Raw genomic sequence first — 20,238 nt, 5'->3', positions numbered from 1 at the left:
GCCGGTGGGGGCCTCAGTGGATCTCGTCCACCAGCACATCCAGCGCCCAAGCCGCCCCCGCCTTCACCGGCGGCTCCGCCTCCACCACGTACCCGAGGTCCCGCAGCGCCTCCACCAGCTCCGCCGGACCCTTGGGGGCGATCCCGGCCGCCAGCAGACTCCGTACGATCCGGCCCTTGGTCGCCTTGTTGAAGTGGCTGACGACCTTCCGGGTCGGCGCGTGCAGCACCCGTACGGTCGCCGTCCGCCCGGCCACCTCACCCTTCGGCTTCCAGGCGGCGGCGTACGCGGAGGACCGCAGGTCGAGGACGAGACCGTCGCCGGCCGCCTCGGGGAGCGCCGACGCCATCGGCGTACGCCAGTGCGTGCCCAGCGCGCCGATGCCGGGCAGCTTCACGCCCATCGAGCAGCGGTAGGAGGGGATACGGTCCGTCACCCGAACCGCGCCCCACAACCCGGAGAAGACCAGCAGCGAGCGCGCGGCACGCCTCTTCGCGGCGGCGTCCAGCGTGGCCAGGTCGAGGGCGTCGTACAGCACCCCCGTGTAGATCTGCCCGGCCGGGCGCGCCCCCGCCGTCAGCAGCTCCGCGTTCTTGGCGACCTCGCCCCGCAGCCCCTCGCTCAGCCCGAGCACCTCCCGGGCCTTGTCCTCGTCACCCGCACACAGCTCGACCAACTCACCGAGCACGGCCTCGCGCGCCCCGGTGAGCGCCGGCAGGGAAAGGCCCTCCAACTTCAGCGGAGTGCCACCCGCCGAGGGGGCCTTTCCTTCGGACGGGGGCAGCAGGACGAGCACGGGTACTCCTTGCGTCTGTAGGGCTCCGCGACAGAGTACGGGGTGGGAAGGGGGGCTTCCGCAGCGGCGGCCGGGGTGCGAGCGAGGGCCTCGGTACGTCCCGGTCGGGGTGCGGTCGGGGTGCCGTTCCGCCCGCTCCGCCCTACGCTCGACCCATGCCCCGCCGCCACATCCGCGTCATGGGCGCCCCCGAGGCTCCCCTACGGGCGGCCCTGCGCGCGCTGCGCGGTGAACTCGGTGTGCCCGACGTCTTCCCGCTCCAGGTCCTCGTAGAGGCGGAGCACGCGGCGCACTCGCCCCGCCTGCCGTCGTACGACGTTACGGACATCCCCTTCTTCACCATCGACCCGCCAGCCGCCACCGACCTCGACCAGGCGATGCATCTGTCTCGCCTCCCGGGCGGCGCCGGCTACCGCGTCCGGTACGCCATCGCCGACGTCGCCGCGTTCGTCACCCCCGGCGCCGTGCTCGACGCCGAGGCCCACCGCCGGGTGATGACCCTGTACTTCCCCGACGACAGGGTCCCCCTGTACCCCGCCTGCCTCTCCGAGGGCGCCGCCGGCCTGCTCCCGGACCACACCTGCCCGGCGGTGCTGTGGACGCTGGACCTCGACACGGACGGCCGTACCGCCTCCGTCGACGTCCGCCGCGCGCTGGTGCGCAGCCGCGCCAAGCTGAACTACGAGGGCGTACAGAAGGAGATCGACGCGGGCACCGCGGAAGAACCGCTCGCCCTCCTCAAGGAGATCGGACAGCTGCGCGAGCGACTCGAGGTCGAACGCGGCGGCGTCTCCCTCAATGTCCCCGAGCAGGAGATCATCGAGCACGACGAGGGCGATGAAGGCTACGAGCTGGCGTACCGCGCCCCCCTCCCCGCCGACGGCTGGAACGCCCAGATCTCCCTGCTCACCGGCATGGCCGCCGCCGACCTGATGCTGGCCCACGGCACCGGCGTACTGCGCACGCTCCCCACCGCCCCCGACGGCGCCGTCGGCCGCCTGCGCCGTACCGCCACGGCCCTGCGCATCGACTGGCCCCACCACGTCTCGTACGCGCAACTCGTCCGCTCCCTCGACCCGCACGAACCCCGTCACGCGGCCTTCCTCCTGGAGTGCACGACCCTCCTGCGCGGCGCGCACTACACGGTCTTCCGGGACAGCGACCTCCCCGACATCACCACGCACTCCGCCGTCGCCGCCCCCTACGCCCACTGCACGGCCCCGCTCCGCCGCCTCGTCGACCGCTACGCCTCGGAGATCTGCCTCGCGGCGACGGCCGGAGAGCCGCCCCCCGACTGGGTCCTGGCCGCCCTCGACACCCTCCCCGACGAGATGGCCGACGGCACGCGCCGGGCGGGCCGCGTGGAACGCGAATGCGTGGACATCGTCGAGGCCGCGCTGCTGATGGACCGGGTCGGGGAGGTCTTCGACGGCTGGGTGGTGGACGTGGAGGACGTGGAAGACATGGACAAGCGTGAACCGGCGGTAGGAACCGTGCAGTTGGAGTCCCCGGCGATCATCGGCCGCCTCGACGCTGCGGCCGGCGAGCGGCTGCCGCTGGGGGGGGCGACTGCGGGTGCGACTCACGCGGGCGCACCCGGGGACGGCGAAGGTCCGCTTCGTGCCGGCGTGAACTCCTGCACAGCACGTGCGAGTTGATCGGACTCGTCGGCGTTGAAGCGCACGAGCCGTCCCGCTCTCCGTTTGGAGGTGGGGACGAGGGCGCTACGGCGCAGTCCTGGCGGCGAATGTTCATACCGTCGGCCTGCTCCCTGCCCCGGCCGGGTCCACACCGGCTCGGAAAGCGTCCGGCAGGGCGGTCTCCACACCGCGCCCGACCCGCCGCATCCAGCGGCGTCGACGGCAGCAGGAACCGAACACGATCGGCACCGCACCCACCATGGGACCAGCAGAAACGTTGACGTTGCGGCAGGGTCAAGCGAGGGCCACCGGCGGGGCGCAAGCCTGACGTGGGCGTAGCCTGGAGAACCGGTGGCGGAGGGGCGAGGACCGGGGGAGCGGGGCACGAGGTGAACGAACACGGCAAGACCCGCACCCGCTGGACCCGCGCCACCCTCGGCCGCCCCGACCGCCCCCTCGACCTCCTCACCGCCCGCTTCGACCGCCACCGCTACGCCCCGCACACCCACGAGGAGTTCAGCGTGGGCATCTGCGTGCTGGGCGCCTCGTGCATCGACTACCGGGGCGGCGCCCTCACCGTGGGGGAGGGCGCGATCGTGGTCCTGGCCCCCGGCGAACCGCACACCGGCGAGTCGGCGTACGGCACCTACGCCTACCGCGCGCTCTACCCGGCCACCGCCCTCCTCACCGACGGCATCCTCGGCGGCATCCCGCACTTCCGCGAGCCCGTCCTCCACGACCCCGAACTCGCCGCCGCCCTGCGCACCGCCCACGCCGAGCTGAGCACCTGCCCCGACCTCCTGGAGGCCGAGTCCCGCCTCCCCTGGCTGCTCACGGCCCTGGCCCGCCGCCACTCCACGTCCCGCCCGGCACCGGACACGGTCCCCGGCGCGAGCACGATCGCCCACGCCGTACGAGACCGCCTGGCCGACGAGCTCATGGCCCCGCCCTCCCTCGCCGACCTCGCCACCGACCTGGGCCTCTCCCGTTACCAGCTCCTCCGCGCCTTCCGTACGACCATGGGCATGCCCCCGTACGCCTGGCTCGCCCAGTACCGCGTGGCCCGGGCCCGCACCCTGCTGGAGTCCGGCGCCCGCCCGGCGGAGGCGGCCGGCCAGGTGGGCTTCGCGGATCAGGCCCATATGACGAGGTGGTTCCGCAGGGTGCTGGGGGTGACACCGGCGGCGTACCGCATGGGCGTGACACCGAAGCCGCAGTAGGCGTGGATGCCGTAGAAGCCGTGGGCGAGGCGCAACAGCGTTCAAGACGTAGGTCGCCGACCCGGCCGAGACTCCCCCCATGACTGCACGCGGCTGGTTCCTCTTCTCCCTGTTGGGAGTGGTCTGGGGCATCCCCTACCTGATGATCAAAGTGGCCGTGGACGAGGTGTCGCCGTCCATGGTCGTCTTCGTACGCTGTGCCCTCGGCGCGGCCCTCCTGCTTCCCTTCGCGATCCGTCAGGGCGGACTGGCCGCGACCGTACGGGCACACTGGCGCCCGATGCTGGCCTTCGCGGTCATCGAGGTCATCGGCCCGTGGTGGACGCTGACCGACGCCGAACGCCACCTCTCCAGCTCCACGGCCGGCCTCCTGATCGCGGGCGTACCGATCTTGAGCGTCGTCCTGGCCCGGTTCCTCGGCGACACGGAACGGCTGGGCGCCCGCCGGATCACCGGGCTCGCGCTGGGCCTGGGCGGCGTGGCGGTCCTGACCGTTCCGCACCTCACAGGAGGCAACGTCCTCTCCCTCACGGAGGTCCTGATCACGGTGGTCGGCTACGCCATAGCTCCCCTGATCATGGCCCGCCACCTCAAGCAGGTCCCCACCCTCCAGCTGATAGCCCCGGTCCTCCTCCTCGCGGCCCTCGTCTACGCCCCCGCGGCGGCCCTGACCCGCCCGCCCACCATGCCCTCGACCCCCGCCCTGGCGTCCCTCACGGCCCTGGGCGTGATCTGCACGGCCCTCGCCTTCGTGGCCTTCCTGGAGTTGGTCCACGAGGTCGGCCCCACGAGGGCGACGGTCTTCACGTACGTCAACCCGGCGGTGGCGGTGGCGGCAGGCGCGATCTTCCTCGACGAGCAACTCACGCCCGGAGTCCTGGCATCCTTCGCCCTGATCCTGGCCGGCTCCTTCCTCGCGACGGCGTCACCGACACCACCGGGACCGAGGACCGGCGGGCGCCCGGTAGCATGGTCGACACGGCAGACGAGCCGGGCGGACGGCCGCGTGGAGTCCCCCTAGGGGGCTTCCCGAGGAACGTCCGGGCTCCACAGGGCAGGGTGATGGCTAACGGCCACCCGGGGTGACCCGCGGGACAGTGCCACAGAAAACAAACCGCCCAGCGCTCAGGTGCTGGGTAAGGGTGAAACGGCGGTGTAAGAGACCACCAGTGCCCAGGGTGACCTGGGCAGCTAGGTAAACCCCACCCGGAGCAAGGTCAAGAGGGGACACCCCGGTGTCCCTGCGTGGACGCCCGAGGGCTGCCCGCCCAAGTCCACGGGTAGACCGCACGAGGCCGACGGCAACGTCGGCCCTAGATGGATGGCCGTCGCCGGAGGGCTCGCGAGAACCCTCCGGAACAGAACCCGGCGTACAGCCCGACTCGTCTGCCGCTCTCTATTTCCGCAGGTCAGAGGGCATGTTTACTCGCTGAACAAACTGCTCGGGTCGAATCCGCGTCGAATTCGGGCCTTAAGTATTGTCGTCCCCGTCTACCATCCGTGCCGCATATCCGGGCATTCCGGGTGTCAAATGTGATCCAGTGCCGTTCTGGAGGAGGCATCTCGGATTCGATGCACTCGGAAGTACATGTACGAGGTGTCCCCTTGCCGCCCTCCGGATCCGCCTCCTCGTGCAGCTCGGCGGGGCCCTGCGGGCCGACGTACCGCGTGAAGGGCGCGCGCAGCGGACCGGTGACGGACGCCTTGCTCAGGAGCCTGCTGAGCCGGAAGGTGGCGACCGAGGTCAGGACCACGTCCCAGGGCTGGGGCCGGTCGGGCAGGGGGCACCCGCGCAGCCGTACCGCCGTGGCCCAGGCCGCCGTGTACGCCCCGAATCCCGTCATGGACGCGAGATAGCCGCTCAGCGGCCGGTCGTGCCCTGCGGAGTACTGTCGTCCGGTGCGCCGGGCAAGCTCGCGCAGGCGTGGTGCGAGGCGGCTGTCAGCCGTCTTGTCAGCTGCGGCGTCACCTGTGGTGTCAGCCCTGTTGTCAGGTGTGGTGGCCAGAGGATCCATGGGTCACACCCTTCTCCGCGGCTCCCGGTTGCCGCTCTGTCTCCCGGCTGTTGTCCGTGTGCTCCGCCCGGTCGTCCTGGCGCAGGCGTATCTCGACGTGGCCGTCGGTGATCCGAGTGTCGAAGGCGGGCTGGGGAGCGGTGGCGGGGCCGCGTACGTTCCAGCCGTCGGAGAGGCGGAAGACGCTTCCGTGCCAGGGGCACTGGACGCATCAGTCGGCGATCGTGCCCTCGGACAGTGGTCTGGCGAGGTGGCTGCACCGGTCGGCCAGCGCGTGGATGGTGCCGCCGGGTTCGCGCACGACCAGGACCGGTACGTCGTCCACACTGCGCCGCACGGGCCGGCCGGCCGGGAACTCGTCCACGGTGCCGATCCGGTGCCAGCCCTCCGTGACCACGTGCGGCACCTCTTCGGCGTGGTTGGCGCCGGATGCCTGACGGTAGGCGAGGTGGCCGCCCAGCATGCCGCCGACTCCGACCGCCGTCAGTCCCAGCAGGCCGTAGGCTCGGCCGGCCGCGTGGCGTCCCTTGAGGCGGCAGGTGAGTGAGGTGGCGTACAGCGCGACGGCTGTCACGTTGCTCAGGGCGTGCACCAGGCCCACGCGTTTTTGCTGGCGGTGCAGTTCCGCCCAGTCGACCCAGCCTGCCAGGGCCGCGGGGGCGGCGGCGGTCAGGCCGACGCCGATGAGCACTTCCGCTTCACGGGAGCGGCCGGGCCGTAGATCGAGCAGGGCCGCGGACAGCCAGCTGCCGATCGGCACCTGCACCATCAGCGGATGCACGGGGTGGCCCAGCCACCTTCCGTGCAGCGCGTCCCGGCCGTGACCGAGCGGCAGGGCACGCACACCCCGGCCGATCGCGTCGATCACCGCATCGGCCCGGGGGGCACGTTCCAGGCGGTCCAGCAGCCACAGGACCCGGTTCTGCCGCATCCGACGGCGTGGCGTCGTGGTCATGCGCAGCCGGGTCCCCACCTGCGCATACCGCAAACGGCCGACCAGGCCGGATGAACCCCGGCAACGGCCCCATGCCACGAGCCGGCGGGCGAGGACGCGCCGCGGTAGGGCGGAATGGACTGCCTGTTCCTGAGGGACGGCCACCGGGGTCGCGGAGTGGGTCCGGTGCTGACTGGAGGCCGTGCTGGCCGAAGCGCGCGCACTCGGCCTCAGCCAGGTGCAGTGGCAGACCCCGAGGAGAAGCGACGCTACTTCCTGTTTCTCGACCAGAAGTCCGTCGTCTGGAAGCCGGTCATCAGACGCGACTGGGATCCGATGACGGGTACCTGGGAGGGACGACTGGGCTGCTCGTCCTCGGCCCGAGGAGAACGAAGGAGGAAACCGTGCAGCGGCCTGATGAGGAACTGCTGGATTTCGATACCGGCGAGCTGGAGGACTGGGACGAGGAGCGGACACGAGCGGCCCTCGACGGCGAACATGGCACGCTCTACCGCAACCACCTCGACATCGCCCTGCACCTCGACCAGTGGGCGGAGGCCGAAAGCCGGCGCACCGACACCGACGCGCGCGATAGGGCGGGCTATACCCAGGCCCTGCGGGACACGGCCGCGTTCCTGCGGCAGACCTACTACCTTCCCTGAGCCGGGCGAGGCGTTTCGCCCGGACGCCCGGCGTCCTGGCCCTCTTCATGATCTGGCCGGCGCCGTTCCGCCCGCCGTGCCGGGGCCTGCGGGTTTCCTTCGAGCGTGCGCGGGGGACCCGACGCCCGTGGTGGCATACGGAGCAGAGCAGCGGGTGCGCCTGCCGGCGCTGCGGGCGGGCTGGCTGACGCAGACGTTCGTCCACTGGCCGTTCCGGCCTGAGGCGGTCCAGGCGCTCCTGCCCGGGGGACTGGTCGTGGACGAGTACGAGGGGGCCGCCTGGGTGGGGCTCACTCCCTTTGTCATGGCGGACGTGCGACCACCCGGTGTTCCCGCCTCGCTGCCCGGCCTGCCGACGTTCGCGGAGACCAACCTGCGCACGTACGTACGGCACCGTGACGGCCGGGACGGGCTCTGGTTCCTGTCCATCGAGGTCGCCTTCCCCCCGATGGTGGCGGCCCGGGCCATCGGCGCACCGTACAACCCGGGCACCCTCCGCGTGTCCACGGACGGGGACACCGTCTCGTACTCCGGTTCCCGATGGATCGGTGACGCGTCCTACCGCCTGGTCGTCCGCCCGGGCGACCCGATCGAGCCGGCGGAGCGGGACGTGTGGCTGACCTCGCGCTGGCGGGCGTACACCCGCAGGCTCGGCATGCTCTGGGAGACGCCCGTCGAGCACGAGCCGTGGCCGCTGGCCGACGCCGGCGTCGATGTACTGGAGGAGACGCTGACCGCCGCGGCGGGCCTTCGGGAAGCCCCCCTCGGTGAGCCCCTGGTGCACTTCTCGGAAGGAGTCAGGTATGTACGGCTCGGGCCCTCCAGGCCGTGCGTCCCGGAGCGCGTCTCCCAGTCTTCCTGACTCCCCTTGCCGGAATTCCGGCGCCGTCACGCGACGCCCGCGCGTGCGCTTCGACGGCTGGATCGCGGGCATGGGCACCTCCTCCGGCACACGGATCGTGGTCGGACACTGGCAGGGCTCGCCCTTCGGAGCGTTCAGCGACGTGATGCTGGAGCGGGCCGACGGGGACAGGCTGCTGCTGGCCCCCACGCGGGAGACAGCGGACTTCGTCAGCGGCACCTACGTTTTCGACACGGTCCGTGTCGTCCCGGTCGAGGTGAGTGTCACGGACTACGCCTGGACGGTCACCGCCGGGCCACTCGACCTGCGTTTCACCACCGGCCGGCGAGGGCTTGTGGGCTTCGCGCTGCGGACCGTGCCCGGCGCGCTCGCCCGCCGTCCGGCATGGAGCGCGCTGACGGACCGGCCCGCCCGCCTGCTGGTGCCCGGCGTGCGCACCCGGGGCAGCGCCGGCCGGGGCCGCCGGGAGTGGTACGGCGCCCGGGACCTGCTGCCGATCCGTGCCGTCTCGGCCGCCTACGAGGGCGCGGACCTCGGGGCGATGGCACCCGTCGAGCCGCCCGTGCGCTTCGGGTTCGGTTCGGCGCCGAGGAACCCCTCCGTCACCCGGGTCACGACGACGGTCGAACTCGGTCCGGAGTGAGGGCGCCTGGGCAGGGGTACCCGGCCGGAACCTAAGGAGGGATGTCCCTTGAGCAGAACCGGAGTGCGGGGGCCCGCTCACACGCTCGCGGTCGCGCACGGTGCCTTCAACATCGTGGGTGGGCTGTGGCCCCTGTTGCACCTGCGCAGCTTTGAGTGGGTCTTCGGCCCGAAGACCGACGTGTGGCTGCAGATGACGACGGGCGGACTGCTCGCCTCCGCGGGCGTCGCCCAGCTCGCGGCGGCCGGGGACGCGCAGGGCCCGGCCCACGCCCGCCGTGTCGGTCTGGGCACCGCCGTGACGCTGCTGGCCGTCGACCTGGTCTACGTACCCAAGGGGCGGATCCGGCCGACATACCTCCTCGATGCCGCGATGCAGACCGGATGGATCGCCGCCTGGCTGCGTTTGTCCCCAGCGCGGAGTACGGGGGACGTCAGGAGCGGCCGACGGTGAACGAGCGGCTCCCGTTATCACCGCCCGGACGGCTGCTCCCGACCGTTCGGTGACGACTGCCGGATTCATCCCCCGTAGGCATGCCTGCGGGGCAGCGGTCCGACGTGGGCGTGGCGCCCGGGGCGGGCGGCGGCGTGGCGCTGTCCGGGGCCGGGGCCGCCGCGGGCGGCCAGGGCGTCGGCGACGGCACCCGTGACGAAGGCGTAGACGGCCTTGTGCAGCAGGTCCACGACGAGTTCCTTGCGGGGCCAGGTCTGCGGTGGGGCGCCGACGCCGGTCGCGTTCTCCAGGATCTGGTCGTTGGTGAGGCGGACGACGGCGAACTTGGCGGAGGCGAGCGGTCCGCGCAGTCCGGCCTGGGCCATGACCGACCGGAGCACCCCGAGGAGGGCGGCCTGGCCGTAGTGCATGGCGCAGTTGACCGGCAGCGGCTGGGGTCCGGGTCGTTCGGGCAGGCCGGTCAGTCGCTGCAGGACCCGCGCGGGCACATGAGAATCGGGCCGGCCGGTGACGGCCTGCTCGATCTTCTCGCCGAGAGTCATCACGACGCCTCCGGCGGTACCGGCGAGCAGTCCCTGCCACAGTGCGCGCTTGATCATGCCCTGGCGAGTACCCGGTGCGACCGCCTTCACCCACCGGTCGCGCGGCGGTCGGCGTCCCGGTGGGCGCCGGTGGGCGGGGAGCACCCCGACTGTGCCGCCTATCTCTCCCATGTCGCCTGGGCCCGGCACATGGGCCGTGCAAAGTACCGGCGAGATCCGGGACCGGCTACAACGCCATCGGAGTGGGTGGCGAGCGCAGGTGCGGGTACCCGTGGCGCGAATCGCGCGAAACAGGCATTTCCGACCCCACCCCTGATGTACGGAGGATGCCATGTCCTTGGTCGAGAAGCTGCTCGACGCCTACCCCGCCGAGACCGGGATGCCGCCCAAAATGCTGGGCGAGGCGGTCGACAAGCTGTACGAGTGCGCCGGCGTCTGTCTGTCCTGCGCCGACGCGGCCGCCGCCGAGCAGGACCCGGAAAAGATCGTGATGTCCATCAAGTGCGTGCGCCTGGACAACGACTGCGCCGACCTGTGTACGGTCGCGGCCCGGATCCTGGCCCGCCAGACGGGATACGACGCGCCGACGACGATGGCGATCATCGAGGCGACCCGCACCGTCCTGCGCGCGAGCGCGGACGCTGCCGAGGAGTTCAAGGGCACTCCGTACTTCGAGCTGTCCGCGAAGGAGTGCCGCGAGACGGAACAGCTGCTGGGTCGGCTGGCCGAGCAGATGGGCTCGAGCGACGCCGGCGAGGGGTACCCCACGTCCCCGCCCAGCGCGACGACGCCTGCCGGAGCCTCCATGGGCGGCGGGGCAGAGACGTCTGGAACGTCCGAGGCGTCCCAGGAGGTCTCCGAGGAGCAACTCCGCGAGATGAACATGGACGAGCTGCGCGACATGGCCCGCGACAAGGGCCTCAGCGGTGTTCACGACATGCGTAAGGAAGAGCTCATCGACGCGATCAGCGGGAAGCGCGGGTCCTAGCGCGGCGAATCGGTGGCCAGGACGGACCGGCATGATCACGCCTTAACAGGTCAAGGCCCTGCTGGAGTCCAACGCCGACCTTGGTCGTCGTGTCCGGCGCCGCCGCCTCGAGCAGGTCGGCTCCAGGACGCTGTCCCTGGCAGCTGTCCGGGAGCACGACCTGCTGACGGGCGCCTGAGCAGTTGCTCTGGACCCGCGCGCCTACGACGTACCGGGCGGGTCGCGCAGGATGTCCGTGGTGATGTCCGGCAATGACCTGCCGGTGCGAAGGGCCTCGGCGCGCATGAGGGCGAGGGCGTCCTCAGGGCTGATCCGCCGTCGGGCCGCCAGGGCTCCGACGGCACGCCAGGTGTCGAACCAGTGGGCACGGACGACCTGCTCCGGCTCCCACGCCGGGGCGTCATTCCCCGTGAGCAGCATCTCGCGGGTGGGCATGAGCGCTGCCGTCACCGCGTCGGCCACGTGGGACGCCTGCTCCAGGGCGTCCTCATCGAGAGCGCGGGGCCGTGTCGACAGCAGGTCTACCGACCCGAGGACGTAGTCGCCGAAGAACAGGGGGAGCGCGTACACCGAGCCCACTTCCGGGAGCTTCTCGTGCGCCATCGCCCCGAACAGCGGCCAGGGCGTCAGTTCCTGCCCCAGGTCGTCCACGGCCACAGGCTCGCCGGTCTGCGCGGCACTGATGCAGGGCCCCTCCAGCACCGTGAACTGGATCTCCTCCAGCAGCAGGGCGGCATCGTCCGACGCGGCGAGCAGCTGGCGGGAGGGTGTGTCGGTGAGCAACGACAAGGTGGCACCGTCCACGCCGAGTCCCTCGCACACCGCCGCGCACACCCGCCGGGGAACCTCCTCGCCGGGGGTGCCCGCCGCGGCTTCCGCGACCAGCCGCACCGCCTTCGTCGCCTCGGCCGTCATCCGGCCCTCCGCAGCCCTGACGCATGTGCCCCGATGCCCACCGTCACGTGTCTCCCTGTGTCATCCGAGCGGACGGCCACCGCCGACTCACCGCCCCTGTGCCCGCGCGGCGGACGCCGATCCGCGCATGTCGGGTGCCCTGTGTCGCCGCGTGCAAGCCACGAACGGCACATGAGACCCGGTCAACTCGGGGGAGGGCCGACCGGGGCAGCAAGCGGCGGGGCCGCCGCTCCCACGGCTGCCGCAGCCGCAGCAGATGCGGGGGAAACAAACGAGCTTGCCAGCTGGTGGTGCCCGAAAGAGGCAACAGACGACTCGCCTGACTCGCCTGCCCCGGACGCCCCGGCACGACCGGACCTCCCGGATCTCCCGGACGAGCCTCCCGCTGGTGTCCCCGAAGTGGACTGCTCAGGTCGCTCAGGCCCCGATTGGGGCGGCTCCCGACGACCAGGACCGCCTTGACCGGGACGGTGACGTCATCGGCTGCGAGGCCAAGTGATCCACCCTGTACTCCACCACTCCGCTGGCAGACGGCCAGCCCCGCCCGCGGTGGTGCCGCGGCCTTGGCTTCGCCGGCCGGGACGTGACGGCTCTGCGGGCCTCGCTGCTCGGAGCCTGTGCCGATTGCGGCTGACGTCGCGTCGCTGCTGTGACATGCCTAGCGGACAGCACGTCCCCAAGCGCGGTGCTGCTCACCCGAATTCCTCCTCACGGCAGACATCGGGCCCAGACCCGGCACGCGGGACATGAGACCGCCATGGCCCGTAGCCCGGTGGCCACCAGGCCGCCCTCCGCGCCAACGTGCAGGAACGCGCCCGGTGGAGAACCTCACGTCCACGACACCCGGGTAGAACCGGCTGGCCGCCGCCGGGCAACGCCGCCAAGGTATGGCACCCGACATGCCGAGGCCGGCGGCTTGGGGGCGGCGCGGTCCCAGATGGCGTTGTCGCTGGGCTGGCACATCATCGTCGCCTGCCTGGGGGTGGGGATGCCCGCGATCACCGTGTTCGCCGAGTGGCGCGGTCACCGCACGGGGGATGTGCACTACCGGCTGCTGGCGCGGCGGTGGGCGAAGGCGACGGGGGTGCTGTTCGCGGTCGGAGCGGTGTCCGGAACCATCCTGTCGTTCGAGAGGGCCTGCTGTGGCCCGGGATGATGGGCACCTACGGACAGGTCATCGGCCTGCCGTTCTCACTGGAGGGCATCGCCTTCTTCATCGAGGCGATCTTCCTCGGCATCTACCTGTACGCCTGGGACCGGCTGCCGCCCCGCCAGCACATGCTCACCGCACTGCCGATCCTCGTCGCGGGAGTGGCCAGCGCTTTCTTCGTGGTCGCCGCCAACGCCTGGATGCAGCAACCGGTGGGCTTCCAGATGCGGGGCGGTCGGGTCGTGGCCGTCGATCCTTGGGAGGCGATGTTCAATCCGGCGACCCCGCCGCAGACCGTTCACATGATCCTCGCCGCGTTCATGGTCGCCGGTTTCCTCATGGCCAGTGTGTACGCGGTCGCGATGCTGCGCGGCCGCCGCGACCGATACCACCGGCTCGGCTTCCTGGTGCCGTTCACGATCGCCGCCCTGGTGACCCCGGTGCAGATCGGGGTGGGTGACTGGGCGGCGCACTTCGTGGCGGACAACCAGCCCGTCAAACTCGCCGCCATGGAGGGCGTCTTCGACACCGCGCGCGGTGTTCCCCTGCATGTGGGCGGCATCGCCGTCGACGGCGAGATGCGCTACGCCCTGGAAATCCCCCGCGGGCTGTCCCTGCTGGCGCACTTCGCCCCAGACGCGCAGGTCGCGGGGCTGAACGAGGTGCCGGCGCGCGACCGCCCGCCCGTCAACATCACCCATTGGGCGTTCCAGATCATGGTGGGCTGCGGGTTCGCGCTGCTGGCCCTGTCCGCCTGGCTCGGCCTGGTGTGGCGGCGCCGCAAACGGCTTCCGGGCAGCCGGTGGTTCCTGCGCGCCGCCGTGCTCTCCGGTCCGGCCGCGGTCCTGGCGCTGGAGTCCGGGTGGGTCGTCACGGAGGTGGGGCGCCAGCCCTGGATCGTCTACCGCGTCCTGCGCACGTCCGAGGCGGTCAACCCCGCACCCGGAGTGGTGTGGGGATTCGTGGTGGTCAGCGTCGTGTATCTGGTGCTGACCGTGGCCACGGTTTATGTTCTGCGCCGCCTGGCCCGTGACCAGCCGGTGCCGATCGCCCCGCAGGAGCGCGATGTCGCCGAGTTCAAGGTCGTCCGAGACGCCGAGCGGAAGGGACCGGTCATGTCGCTGCCCGAGGCCATGCTGGCGGTGCTGTGGATCGGTCTGACTGCCTACGTGTTGTTCGGCGGCGCCGACTTCGGCGGCGGGGTATGGGACCTGCTCGCCGGAACCACCCGACGCGGCAGGCCCCAGCGCGACCTGGTGGAGCACTCCATCGGTCCCGTATGGGAGGCCAACCACGTCTGGCTGATCTTCGTCATCGTGCTGCTGTGGACCGGCATCCCGCCCGTCTTCGCCGCCATCGCCTCCACTCTCTACATTCCGCTGACCCTGGCCGCCCTGGGGATCATCGCCCGCGGTGCGGCCTTCGCCTTCCGCAAGGTCAGCGTCGAGATCTGGCAGCAACGCCTCTTCGGCGCCACCTTCGCCTTCTCCTCCCTGGCCACGCCCTTCTTCCTGGGCACCGTGGCGGGCGCGGTGGCCTCCGGCCGGGTCCCCGCAGGCATCACCCAAGGCGGCACCGTATCCAGCTGGCTCAACCTGACCTCGCTGATCAGCGGGGCTCTCGCGGTGGGAACCGCCGCCTACCTCGCCGCGGTCTATCTCACCCGAGACGCCCAGCGAGCCGGTGATGCGCCGCTGACCGAAGCGTTCCGCCGCCGCGCACTGGTCACCGGCTTCGTCGTCGGTGTCCTGTCCGCGGCAGGGCTCGTCGTCCTGCACGCCGACGCACCCGCGCTCCACTCCGAACTCACCTCCGGCAGTGCCTTGCCCCTGTTGATCCTCTCCGTGGCATCGGGGCTGGTCTCCCTGGCGCTGCTAATGTGGGGCCGGCACCTTTTGGCCGTGCGGCTGACAGCCGCCCTGGCCGTCGTCGGCCTGCTGTGGGGCTGGGGAATCGCCCAGTACCCCCGGCTGCTGCCCGGCGTCACACTCCAGGACGCCGCCGCCACCGACACCGTCCTGTCGGCCAGCCTGATCTCCCTGGCCGTCGGAGCAGTCCTCCTGCTGCCGTCCCTGTGGTGGCTGTACGCCACCTTCCAACGCGACCATCCCCAGCCGGCCGAACAGGCTGACGGACCGACCCACAGAGACAGTGGCACGTGACGGCGCTCATCGCCGGCTGCATCAACGGCAGCACGTGAAAGCGCCCGTCACCGGCCACACGTACCGACACCGAGTCGGCTGGAAAGCCCCCAGCGCAGGTACCAGCGCAGCCGAATGGGTCCTCGCCCAGCCCTAGCAGGCGGCGTCGGCGCGCTGCCGGTCAGATGCGGCGTGTGATCAGTGCCCGCTTCACTTCCTGGATCGCCTTCGTGATGGCGATGCCACGCGGACACACGTCGGTGCAGTTGAAGATTGTGCGGCAGCGCCACACGCCGTCATTTCCGTTCAGGATCTCCAGTCGCTGCTCACCGCCCTCGTCCCGGCTGTCGAAGATGAAGCGGTGCGCGTTGACGATCGCCGCCGGACCGAAGTACTGCCCGTCGGTCCAGAAGATCGGGCACGACGATGTGCACGCGGCGCACAGGATGCACTTGGTCGTGTCGTCGAAGCGCTCCCGATCCTCCGCGGACTGGATGCGCTCCCGGGTGGGCTCGTTGCCAGTCGTGATGAGGAACGGCATCACGTCCCGGTAGCCCTGGAAGAACGGCTCCATGTCCACGACCAGGTCCTTCAGCACGGTCAGGCCCTTGATGGGCTCGACTGTGATGGGCTTGCCCGGGTTGATGTCCTTGATCAGTGTCTTGCACGCCAGCCGGTTGCGGCCGTTGATCCGCATGGCATCCGACCCGCAGATGCCGTGCGCGCAGGAACGGCGGAAGGTCAGCGAGCCGTCCTGCTCCCACTTGATCTTGTGCAGACCGTCGAGGACGCGCTCCTTCGGATCGATCTCGACCAGGAAGTCCTGCCAGGTCGCCCCCGCGGAGCCCTCCGGGTTGAACCGGCGGATCCGGAAGGTGACCGTGATGTACGGGAATGCAGCGGAAGTCTGCTCCGCCTTGTCCATAACCGGCGTGGCCATCGGAACCGGCCCTCCAGCGCTCGCTGTGGTGGCTGCCTGCCGAACCGGTCGACGGCCGAGGCAGGCGCGCGGTGACCCCCCTCCCCGCAGAACGCTTCGACGCTCCGCCGGTCCACCGTACGCCCGGTGCTGACCCGGCGCCGCGCGCCAACGCATGCGGTAGATCCCGCGATCATCAGCCGCCGGGTATACACGCGAGGGCCAGTGGGTGGCGACGCGCGGCTCTGGGTACTCGCGACGGCAACGACACCAGGGCAGCGAGCCGGTGCGACCCACACCGTCGGAGCCGATGCCGCCCGCACCAGGGCGGCCATGAGCAGGACAGCAGGCGGAACGCCCGGAGGCGGAGGAGGCGACGGCGATGAACCGGACGGCGCGCCGACGGCGGCCCCTGACCAAGGTCACCGCAGCCGCGACGGCCACACACGCCTTCTTCGAACTGGCCGCAGGCGTCGGGATGCCCTTGGCGTCCCTTCTCGGACCATTCACCGCTGCGACCGCGTGGGCCGTCGGTACGGCAACGGCCTGGCGGGCGGGGGGCACCCGGCCCTCGCAGGACGATCCGGCCTTCGCCGTGCTCAACAGCGTGAGCCTGGCTGCGGTGATCGCCCACCTGACGGGCTGGCCGCGCAGGCGGACGCGGCTGGGTCTTCCGTGGCTCACGGACTGCGAAGGGCTTGGCCCGCGGCTCATGCCGTACTACAACCCGATCCTCTACGTCTCCGGTACCGCGGCCGTGGCAGCCTTGCTCCTAGAGAACGAATCCGCTCCGCGACGCCTGCCGCTGCTGACTCCTGCGCTGGTTCCCCTCCTCGTCGCCGCCCAGCGTGCGGAACACCGCCGGCTGAAGGCGATCGCGGCAGCCCGCCCCGGCTGGTGGAACCGCCGTCTTGTTGAAGCCGGACATTTCGCTCGACACCACGGCTGATCAACGCCGCGTGGCGCCGATGCCTGGCTGATGAGGCGCTGGCTCGTTGACGGCCTGCGCGGGGCCGTCGCCGCAGAGTTCCCCGAGCGGCGAAGCCGGCCGAGACTCTCCGCCTCAGCGACGTGCACAGCGAGCTGGAGTGAGCACACCTTGCTCTGCCTGCTTCAGCAACCGCCCGGCACGGCCGTGGCATTGCTCATGCCCGGGGTCCTTACAGTTTGCGTGGCTCAGCGTTTCTGGCCGGATCGGTGATGTCGATGCCTGCCGGAATGAAGCCGCGCTGCCCCTGGGCGGCCAGTTCCTTGAGGTGCTGCTGATAGCGATCAGGGGTGACGACTTTGACGTTGAACAGCATCCGGGCGTGGTCGACGCCGCAAAGTTCGGCGCACTTCCCCCGGAAGGTGCCTTCGTGGTTGGGGGTCACCTCGAAGGCATTGACATTGTGGCCCGGGAAAACGTCCTGCTTCATCAGGAACGGCAACACCCAGAAAGAATGGATGACGTCACGCGAGGACAGGACGAACCGGACCTTCTCGCCCATCGGTAGCCACAGCGTCGGGCCGGGATTGCCGGTCTGCGGGTTGCGGGTGCTGGGGACGCCCACGTCGTAGACACCTTCGGCGCCTTCGGGGAAATCCTTGCTGTACCTGTCCGGAACGATCCTCAGGTCGGGATCGGCGTTCGCGTTGCCCGTATCTGCCTTGCCGTCCACGTTCTCGATGTAGTTGAAGCCCCAGCTTCGAACAGATTGCGGATGTCGCCGTACTGGCGCCCTGCCGACGGTCACCGAGTGCCCCGGCTGCACTGGTCAACCTCTGTTTGGAGCCGGTCCGGGCAGCTCCACGTCGGGTGCGACGGGCACGGGCACGTCCGCCGGCCGTGTACCAGCCCACCCCCAGCACCACCGCCAAGGCCGCATCCACCACATCGCCGCCGTAGTACATCCACTGGACGCCGCTGTGTAGGTCGGCAGCAGCGAAGTCGGTGCCGGGCGGCGGAAATGCATACAGGGTCTTGGCGAGCACCGCGTGCGCGGCGCCGGCGGCCAGCAAGGTGGCACCACGTACGGCGACACTCCAGCGACGGCGCACCGGATCGAGTTGGCACACGGCGAAGGTGAACACGAGCCCTGCCGCCAGCATGTGGGCGTGCACCACGCCGTGCAGCAGCGGCTGGTGCCGAATGGTCGCGAACAGGTCCGTCCGATACAGCAGCCAGAGGCCGCCGACGTCCAACAGGGCCGCCAGCGGTGGGAGGACGAGCCAGCCGACGGGACGGGATCGCGCGAGAACCAGCAGGCGTCGTCGTGCCCGGCCGTGCCTGAGGGCTCGCAGGGCGAGGGTGAGGGGGTGGGCCGCGACGAACAGCAGCGGGGCGGCCATGCCGACGACGAGGTGCTGGATCATGTGCCCGGTGAACGGTCCTCCCGGCACAGTTCCCCCCGACGCCCAGGCCGTACCGATGCCCCCGGCGGTGAACGACACATCCCGCCATCGGGGCCAGGCATCCCCGCGGCGCCGCAGACGCCCCGCGGCCAGCAGATACGCCACCGCCACCAGCAGCGCGGCCACGACGGTGAGCAGCTGGCCCGTCCCGGGTCCGGTGGCCGGGCCGGGGTGGACGTGCGCGAGTGTCACGACGCCGGCCCGGCCCCGCTGCGGCGGGCCGCACGCAGGGCCAGGATCACGCCGATGAGCAGCAGGACCAGGCCGGCGATGTTCCACGCCCAGTCGTACGGGGTGACGTCCACCCCGTAGCGGATCTGGTGCAGGCGCAGCAGTTTGTGGTCCACGACCCCGTCGAACAGCTGGAAGACGCCCAGTCCGAGGAAGAAGCCCGACCAGGCGTGGGCCGGCACCAGGGCCCTGCGGCGGCGCAGATCGGCGTAGAGGAAGAACCCCGCGACCAGAGCAAGCAGTTCGGCGGTGTGCAGCAGGCCGTCGGACAGCAGGCCCACGCCGGAGGTGGAACGATCGTAGAAGTGGTGCCACCCCAGGATCTGATGGAAGACGATCTCGTCGACCGAGGCCATGACCGCCGCCCCGATCAGCGCGCAGACGGCCATGGACCTGCGGGTCGCGGAGCCGGTGCCCGGTGCGGTGTCGGACCGGACGGAGTCGCTCATGGCTCTTCCTTCCCGCTGTACGACGACGTCGGCTGGGGATGCCCGGCGCCGGGTACCCGCCAGGGCAGGGCCAAGCACAAGTGCACCGGCCCTCAGGGGAGAGGAGAACACGCCCCGCGCCAACCGGCATCGCGGCGGTCACTCGGCCGGCGGCACAGCGAGGACAGGGCGGACTCGGCACGCGGACGGCCAGTCGTCCGGCCGGGACGCCTGCTGGGCGATCACCGATGCCGGGCGGTGTCTTCCCTACGTCGATGTCGTGGTCTCGTCGCCCTCTCCGGTGTCCGGTTCGGCGCGCTTTTCGACGCCCGTCTCCAGGTAGCCGGGGTCGTCGCCCGCGACCCGGCCCACGAAGACGTCGTTGGGCGTCGTCCCCGTCGTGCTGTGCCGGTCCGCCGCCTCGGTGTCCGGCTTACCGCCCGTGTCCTCCGACCGACCCGAACGGACCTCTGCGGAGGGCTCGGTCGTGCGACCCCCCAGGTGTTCGCGGACCCATGACCACACGGACATGATGCCTCCCGATCAGAAGATGCGTGCGACGTCGACGGCCTGCCCGTGGTGCCCTCGGCACCCAGCGCCGCACATGGTTGGTTCACCGTCGCTTACGGCGCATCGCGACGGCCGCGAGCAATACCAGAACCCCGGCGAGCCCGGTGAAGACCTTCTTGGCAGCGGCCATGGGCGTGCTCAGTCCGAAGGCGTCGCGCAGCCGGTCGTAGAGACCGAGCGGCACACCCAGGACCGCGTTGCCGGGCGGGCGCCGCGGGATGACGGGGTGGGGGTGGGTGGGCGCGCTGCGTCGCACCGTGTCCCATGCCGTGCCGAGCCGGCGCAGCTGCGCGGCGGGCAGCGCTTCCTGCAGCCGGGGCAGCACGAGGTCCTCCTCGTCGCGGATGTCCTGCCGTATCAGCACGAAGACCCGCCGTACCTTCTCCTCACGCTGAGGAGAACCCGGACTCAGGCGTTCGATGTCGGCGACAAGATCGTTGATCTGCTGGTGTTCCTCCTCGACCCGCAAGGTCAACTCGTGCCCGTCCTCGACCGAGCGCCGGACGGCCGGCCACAGCACGGTCTCCTCGGCGAAGGCATGGCTGAAGACCAGCTGGACGGTCTCCTGCAGGACCCGTTCGCGGTCCTTGCCGTCCGCCAGGGTTGAATAGCGGTCCATCAACCTGTCCATCTCGGCATGATCACGGCGTTGCCGGGCCAGCACGCTGCTCGGGCCGCCCAGTTGCTCAACCGTCTGCTCTTTGATCGTCTCGGGCATGGACCTCTCCTCTGCGC

General features: G+C 70.9%; 17 protein-coding genes, 1 other RNA gene and 5 pseudogenes. 12 read left to right on the top strand and 11 right to left on the bottom strand.

Going from position 1 to position 20,238, the window contains the following annotated elements; all coding sequences use genetic code 11:
* Window positions 1-13: 13 nt before the first annotated feature.
* Window positions 14-796 carry a peroxide stress protein YaaA gene (gene yaaA, locus F3T56_RS30175; RefSeq protein WP_149828505.1) on the bottom strand — a complete coding sequence of 261 codons (783 nt, stop codon included), beginning with the start codon at window positions 794-796 and terminating at the stop codon, window positions 14-16.
* Between the two features lie 155 nt (window positions 797-951).
* On the opposite strand from yaaA, the pseudogene F3T56_RS30170 reads away from it, so the two are divergent.
* The 4 genes and pseudogenes from F3T56_RS30170 (at window position 952) to rnpB (ending at window position 5,045) form a co-directional block, all read left to right on the top strand.
* Window positions 952-2,428 (top strand): annotated as a pseudogene (locus tag F3T56_RS30170) (RNB domain-containing ribonuclease).
* A 397-nt stretch (window positions 2,429-2,825) separates the two neighbouring features.
* Window positions 2,826-3,656, top strand: a complete 831-nt coding sequence (locus tag F3T56_RS30165; protein WP_149828504.1) for a helix-turn-helix domain-containing protein — start codon at window positions 2,826-2,828, stop codon at window positions 3,654-3,656.
* A gap of 79 nt (window positions 3,657-3,735) precedes the next feature.
* Window positions 3,736-4,515, top strand: a pseudogene (locus tag F3T56_RS50210) (DMT family transporter); the annotation flags it as partial.
* Between the two features lie 127 nt (window positions 4,516-4,642).
* An RNA gene (rnpB, locus tag F3T56_RS30155) (RNase P RNA component class A) lies at window positions 4,643-5,045 on the top strand.
* A gap of 20 nt (window positions 5,046-5,065) precedes the next feature.
* On the opposite strand, the gene F3T56_RS48370 is transcribed toward rnpB, so the two are convergent.
* Window positions 5,066-5,500 (bottom strand): DUF1360 domain-containing protein, encoded by a 435-nt coding sequence (locus F3T56_RS48370; protein WP_246204052.1) that lies wholly within the window; start codon window positions 5,498-5,500, stop codon window positions 5,066-5,068.
* 145 nt (window positions 5,501-5,645) lie between these two features.
* Window positions 5,646-6,602 (bottom strand): annotated as a pseudogene (locus F3T56_RS30145) (Rieske (2Fe-2S) protein).
* A 407-nt stretch (window positions 6,603-7,009) separates the two neighbouring features.
* Between F3T56_RS30145 and F3T56_RS30140 the strand changes: the two are divergent.
* From F3T56_RS30140 to F3T56_RS30125, 4 genes are all read left to right on the top strand, one after another.
* Entirely contained in the window at window positions 7,010-7,267 is a 258-nt protein-coding gene (locus tag F3T56_RS30140; protein ID WP_149828503.1) for a hypothetical protein, read from the top strand.
* Between the two features lie 127 nt (window positions 7,268-7,394).
* Complete coding sequence (locus F3T56_RS30135) at window positions 7,395-8,129, top strand: YqjF family protein (RefSeq protein ID WP_149828502.1); 735 nt, start codon at window positions 7,395-7,397, stop codon at window positions 8,127-8,129.
* Between the two features lie 70 nt (window positions 8,130-8,199).
* Window positions 8,200-8,772 (top strand): hypothetical protein, encoded by a 573-nt coding sequence (locus F3T56_RS30130; protein WP_246204050.1) that lies wholly within the window; start codon window positions 8,200-8,202, stop codon window positions 8,770-8,772.
* 48 nt (window positions 8,773-8,820) lie between these two features.
* On the top strand, window positions 8,821-9,225 hold the full coding sequence (locus F3T56_RS30125) for a hypothetical protein (RefSeq protein ID WP_172639210.1): 405 nt from the start codon (window positions 8,821-8,823) through the stop codon (window positions 9,223-9,225).
* A 65-nt stretch (window positions 9,226-9,290) separates the two neighbouring features.
* Here the strand turns inward: F3T56_RS30125 and F3T56_RS30120 are convergent, their stop codons facing one another.
* The gene (locus F3T56_RS30120; RefSeq protein WP_149828500.1) at window positions 9,291-9,824 is read right to left on the bottom strand and encodes a hypothetical protein; all 534 of its coding nucleotides are present in this window, start codon (window positions 9,822-9,824) and stop codon (window positions 9,291-9,293) included.
* A gap of 274 nt (window positions 9,825-10,098) precedes the next feature.
* On the opposite strand from F3T56_RS30120, the gene F3T56_RS30115 reads away from it, so the two are divergent.
* Window positions 10,099-10,755 (top strand): four-helix bundle copper-binding protein, encoded by a 657-nt coding sequence (locus F3T56_RS30115; RefSeq protein WP_149828499.1) that lies wholly within the window; start codon window positions 10,099-10,101, stop codon window positions 10,753-10,755.
* A 201-nt stretch (window positions 10,756-10,956) separates the two neighbouring features.
* Here F3T56_RS30115 and F3T56_RS30110 read toward each other — a convergent pair whose 3' ends face one another.
* A complete protein-coding gene (locus F3T56_RS30110; protein WP_149828498.1) occupies window positions 10,957-11,670 on the bottom strand; it encodes a GAF and ANTAR domain-containing protein in 714 nt (237 codons plus the stop codon).
* A gap of 937 nt (window positions 11,671-12,607) precedes the next feature.
* On the opposite strand from F3T56_RS30110, the gene F3T56_RS49460 reads away from it, so the two are divergent.
* Both F3T56_RS49460 and F3T56_RS49845 read left to right on the top strand, forming a co-directional pair.
* On the top strand, window positions 12,608-12,826 hold the full coding sequence (locus tag F3T56_RS49460; RefSeq protein WP_281291922.1) for a cytochrome ubiquinol oxidase subunit I: 219 nt from the start codon (window positions 12,608-12,610) through the stop codon (window positions 12,824-12,826).
* Entirely contained in the window at window positions 12,823-14,982 is a 2,160-nt protein-coding gene (locus tag F3T56_RS49845) for a cytochrome ubiquinol oxidase subunit I (protein WP_342787001.1), read from the top strand. Before F3T56_RS49460 ends, F3T56_RS49845 begins: the two co-directional genes overlap by 4 nt.
* 160 nt (window positions 14,983-15,142) lie before the next feature.
* Here F3T56_RS49845 and F3T56_RS30095 read toward each other — a convergent pair whose 3' ends face one another.
* Window positions 15,143-15,901 (bottom strand): succinate dehydrogenase iron-sulfur subunit, encoded by a 759-nt coding sequence (locus tag F3T56_RS30095; RefSeq protein ID WP_149828497.1) that lies wholly within the window; start codon window positions 15,899-15,901, stop codon window positions 15,143-15,145.
* A 361-nt stretch (window positions 15,902-16,262) separates the two neighbouring features.
* On the opposite strand from F3T56_RS30095, the gene F3T56_RS30090 reads away from it, so the two are divergent.
* Window positions 16,263-16,829 carry a hypothetical protein gene (locus F3T56_RS30090; protein WP_149828496.1) on the top strand — a complete coding sequence of 189 codons (567 nt, stop codon included), beginning with the start codon at window positions 16,263-16,265 and terminating at the stop codon, window positions 16,827-16,829.
* A gap of 211 nt (window positions 16,830-17,040) precedes the next feature.
* Here F3T56_RS30090 and F3T56_RS30085 read toward each other — a convergent pair.
* The 5 genes and pseudogenes from F3T56_RS30085 to F3T56_RS30065 form a co-directional block, all read right to left on the bottom strand.
* Window positions 17,041-17,568, bottom strand: a pseudogene (locus F3T56_RS30085) (cytochrome c oxidase subunit II); the annotation flags it as partial.
* Between the two features lie 151 nt (window positions 17,569-17,719).
* Window positions 17,720-18,379 (bottom strand): annotated as a pseudogene (locus F3T56_RS30080) (cytochrome c oxidase assembly protein); the annotation flags it as partial.
* Window positions 18,380-18,462: 83 nt separating this feature from the next.
* Window positions 18,463-18,954, bottom strand: a complete 492-nt coding sequence (locus F3T56_RS30075) for a DUF2243 domain-containing protein (RefSeq protein WP_246204029.1) — start codon at window positions 18,952-18,954, stop codon at window positions 18,463-18,465.
* 246 nt (window positions 18,955-19,200) lie between these two features.
* Entirely contained in the window at window positions 19,201-19,464 is a 264-nt protein-coding gene (locus F3T56_RS30070) for a hypothetical protein (protein WP_149828495.1), read from the bottom strand.
* 82 nt (window positions 19,465-19,546) lie between these two features.
* Window positions 19,547-20,221: a hemerythrin domain-containing protein gene (locus F3T56_RS30065; protein ID WP_149828494.1), complete on the bottom strand. Its 675-nt coding sequence runs from the start codon at window positions 20,219-20,221 to the stop codon at window positions 19,547-19,549.
* Window positions 20,222-20,238: the final 17 nt, after the last annotated feature.

It is taken from the genome of Streptomyces tailanensis (assembly GCF_008386495.1).
Classification (GTDB): domain Bacteria; phylum Actinomycetota; class Actinomycetes; order Streptomycetales; family Streptomycetaceae; genus Streptomyces; species Streptomyces tailanensis.
Note: the sequence above shows the minus strand (reverse complement) of the source record. Positions and strands in the feature narration are given on the sequence as shown.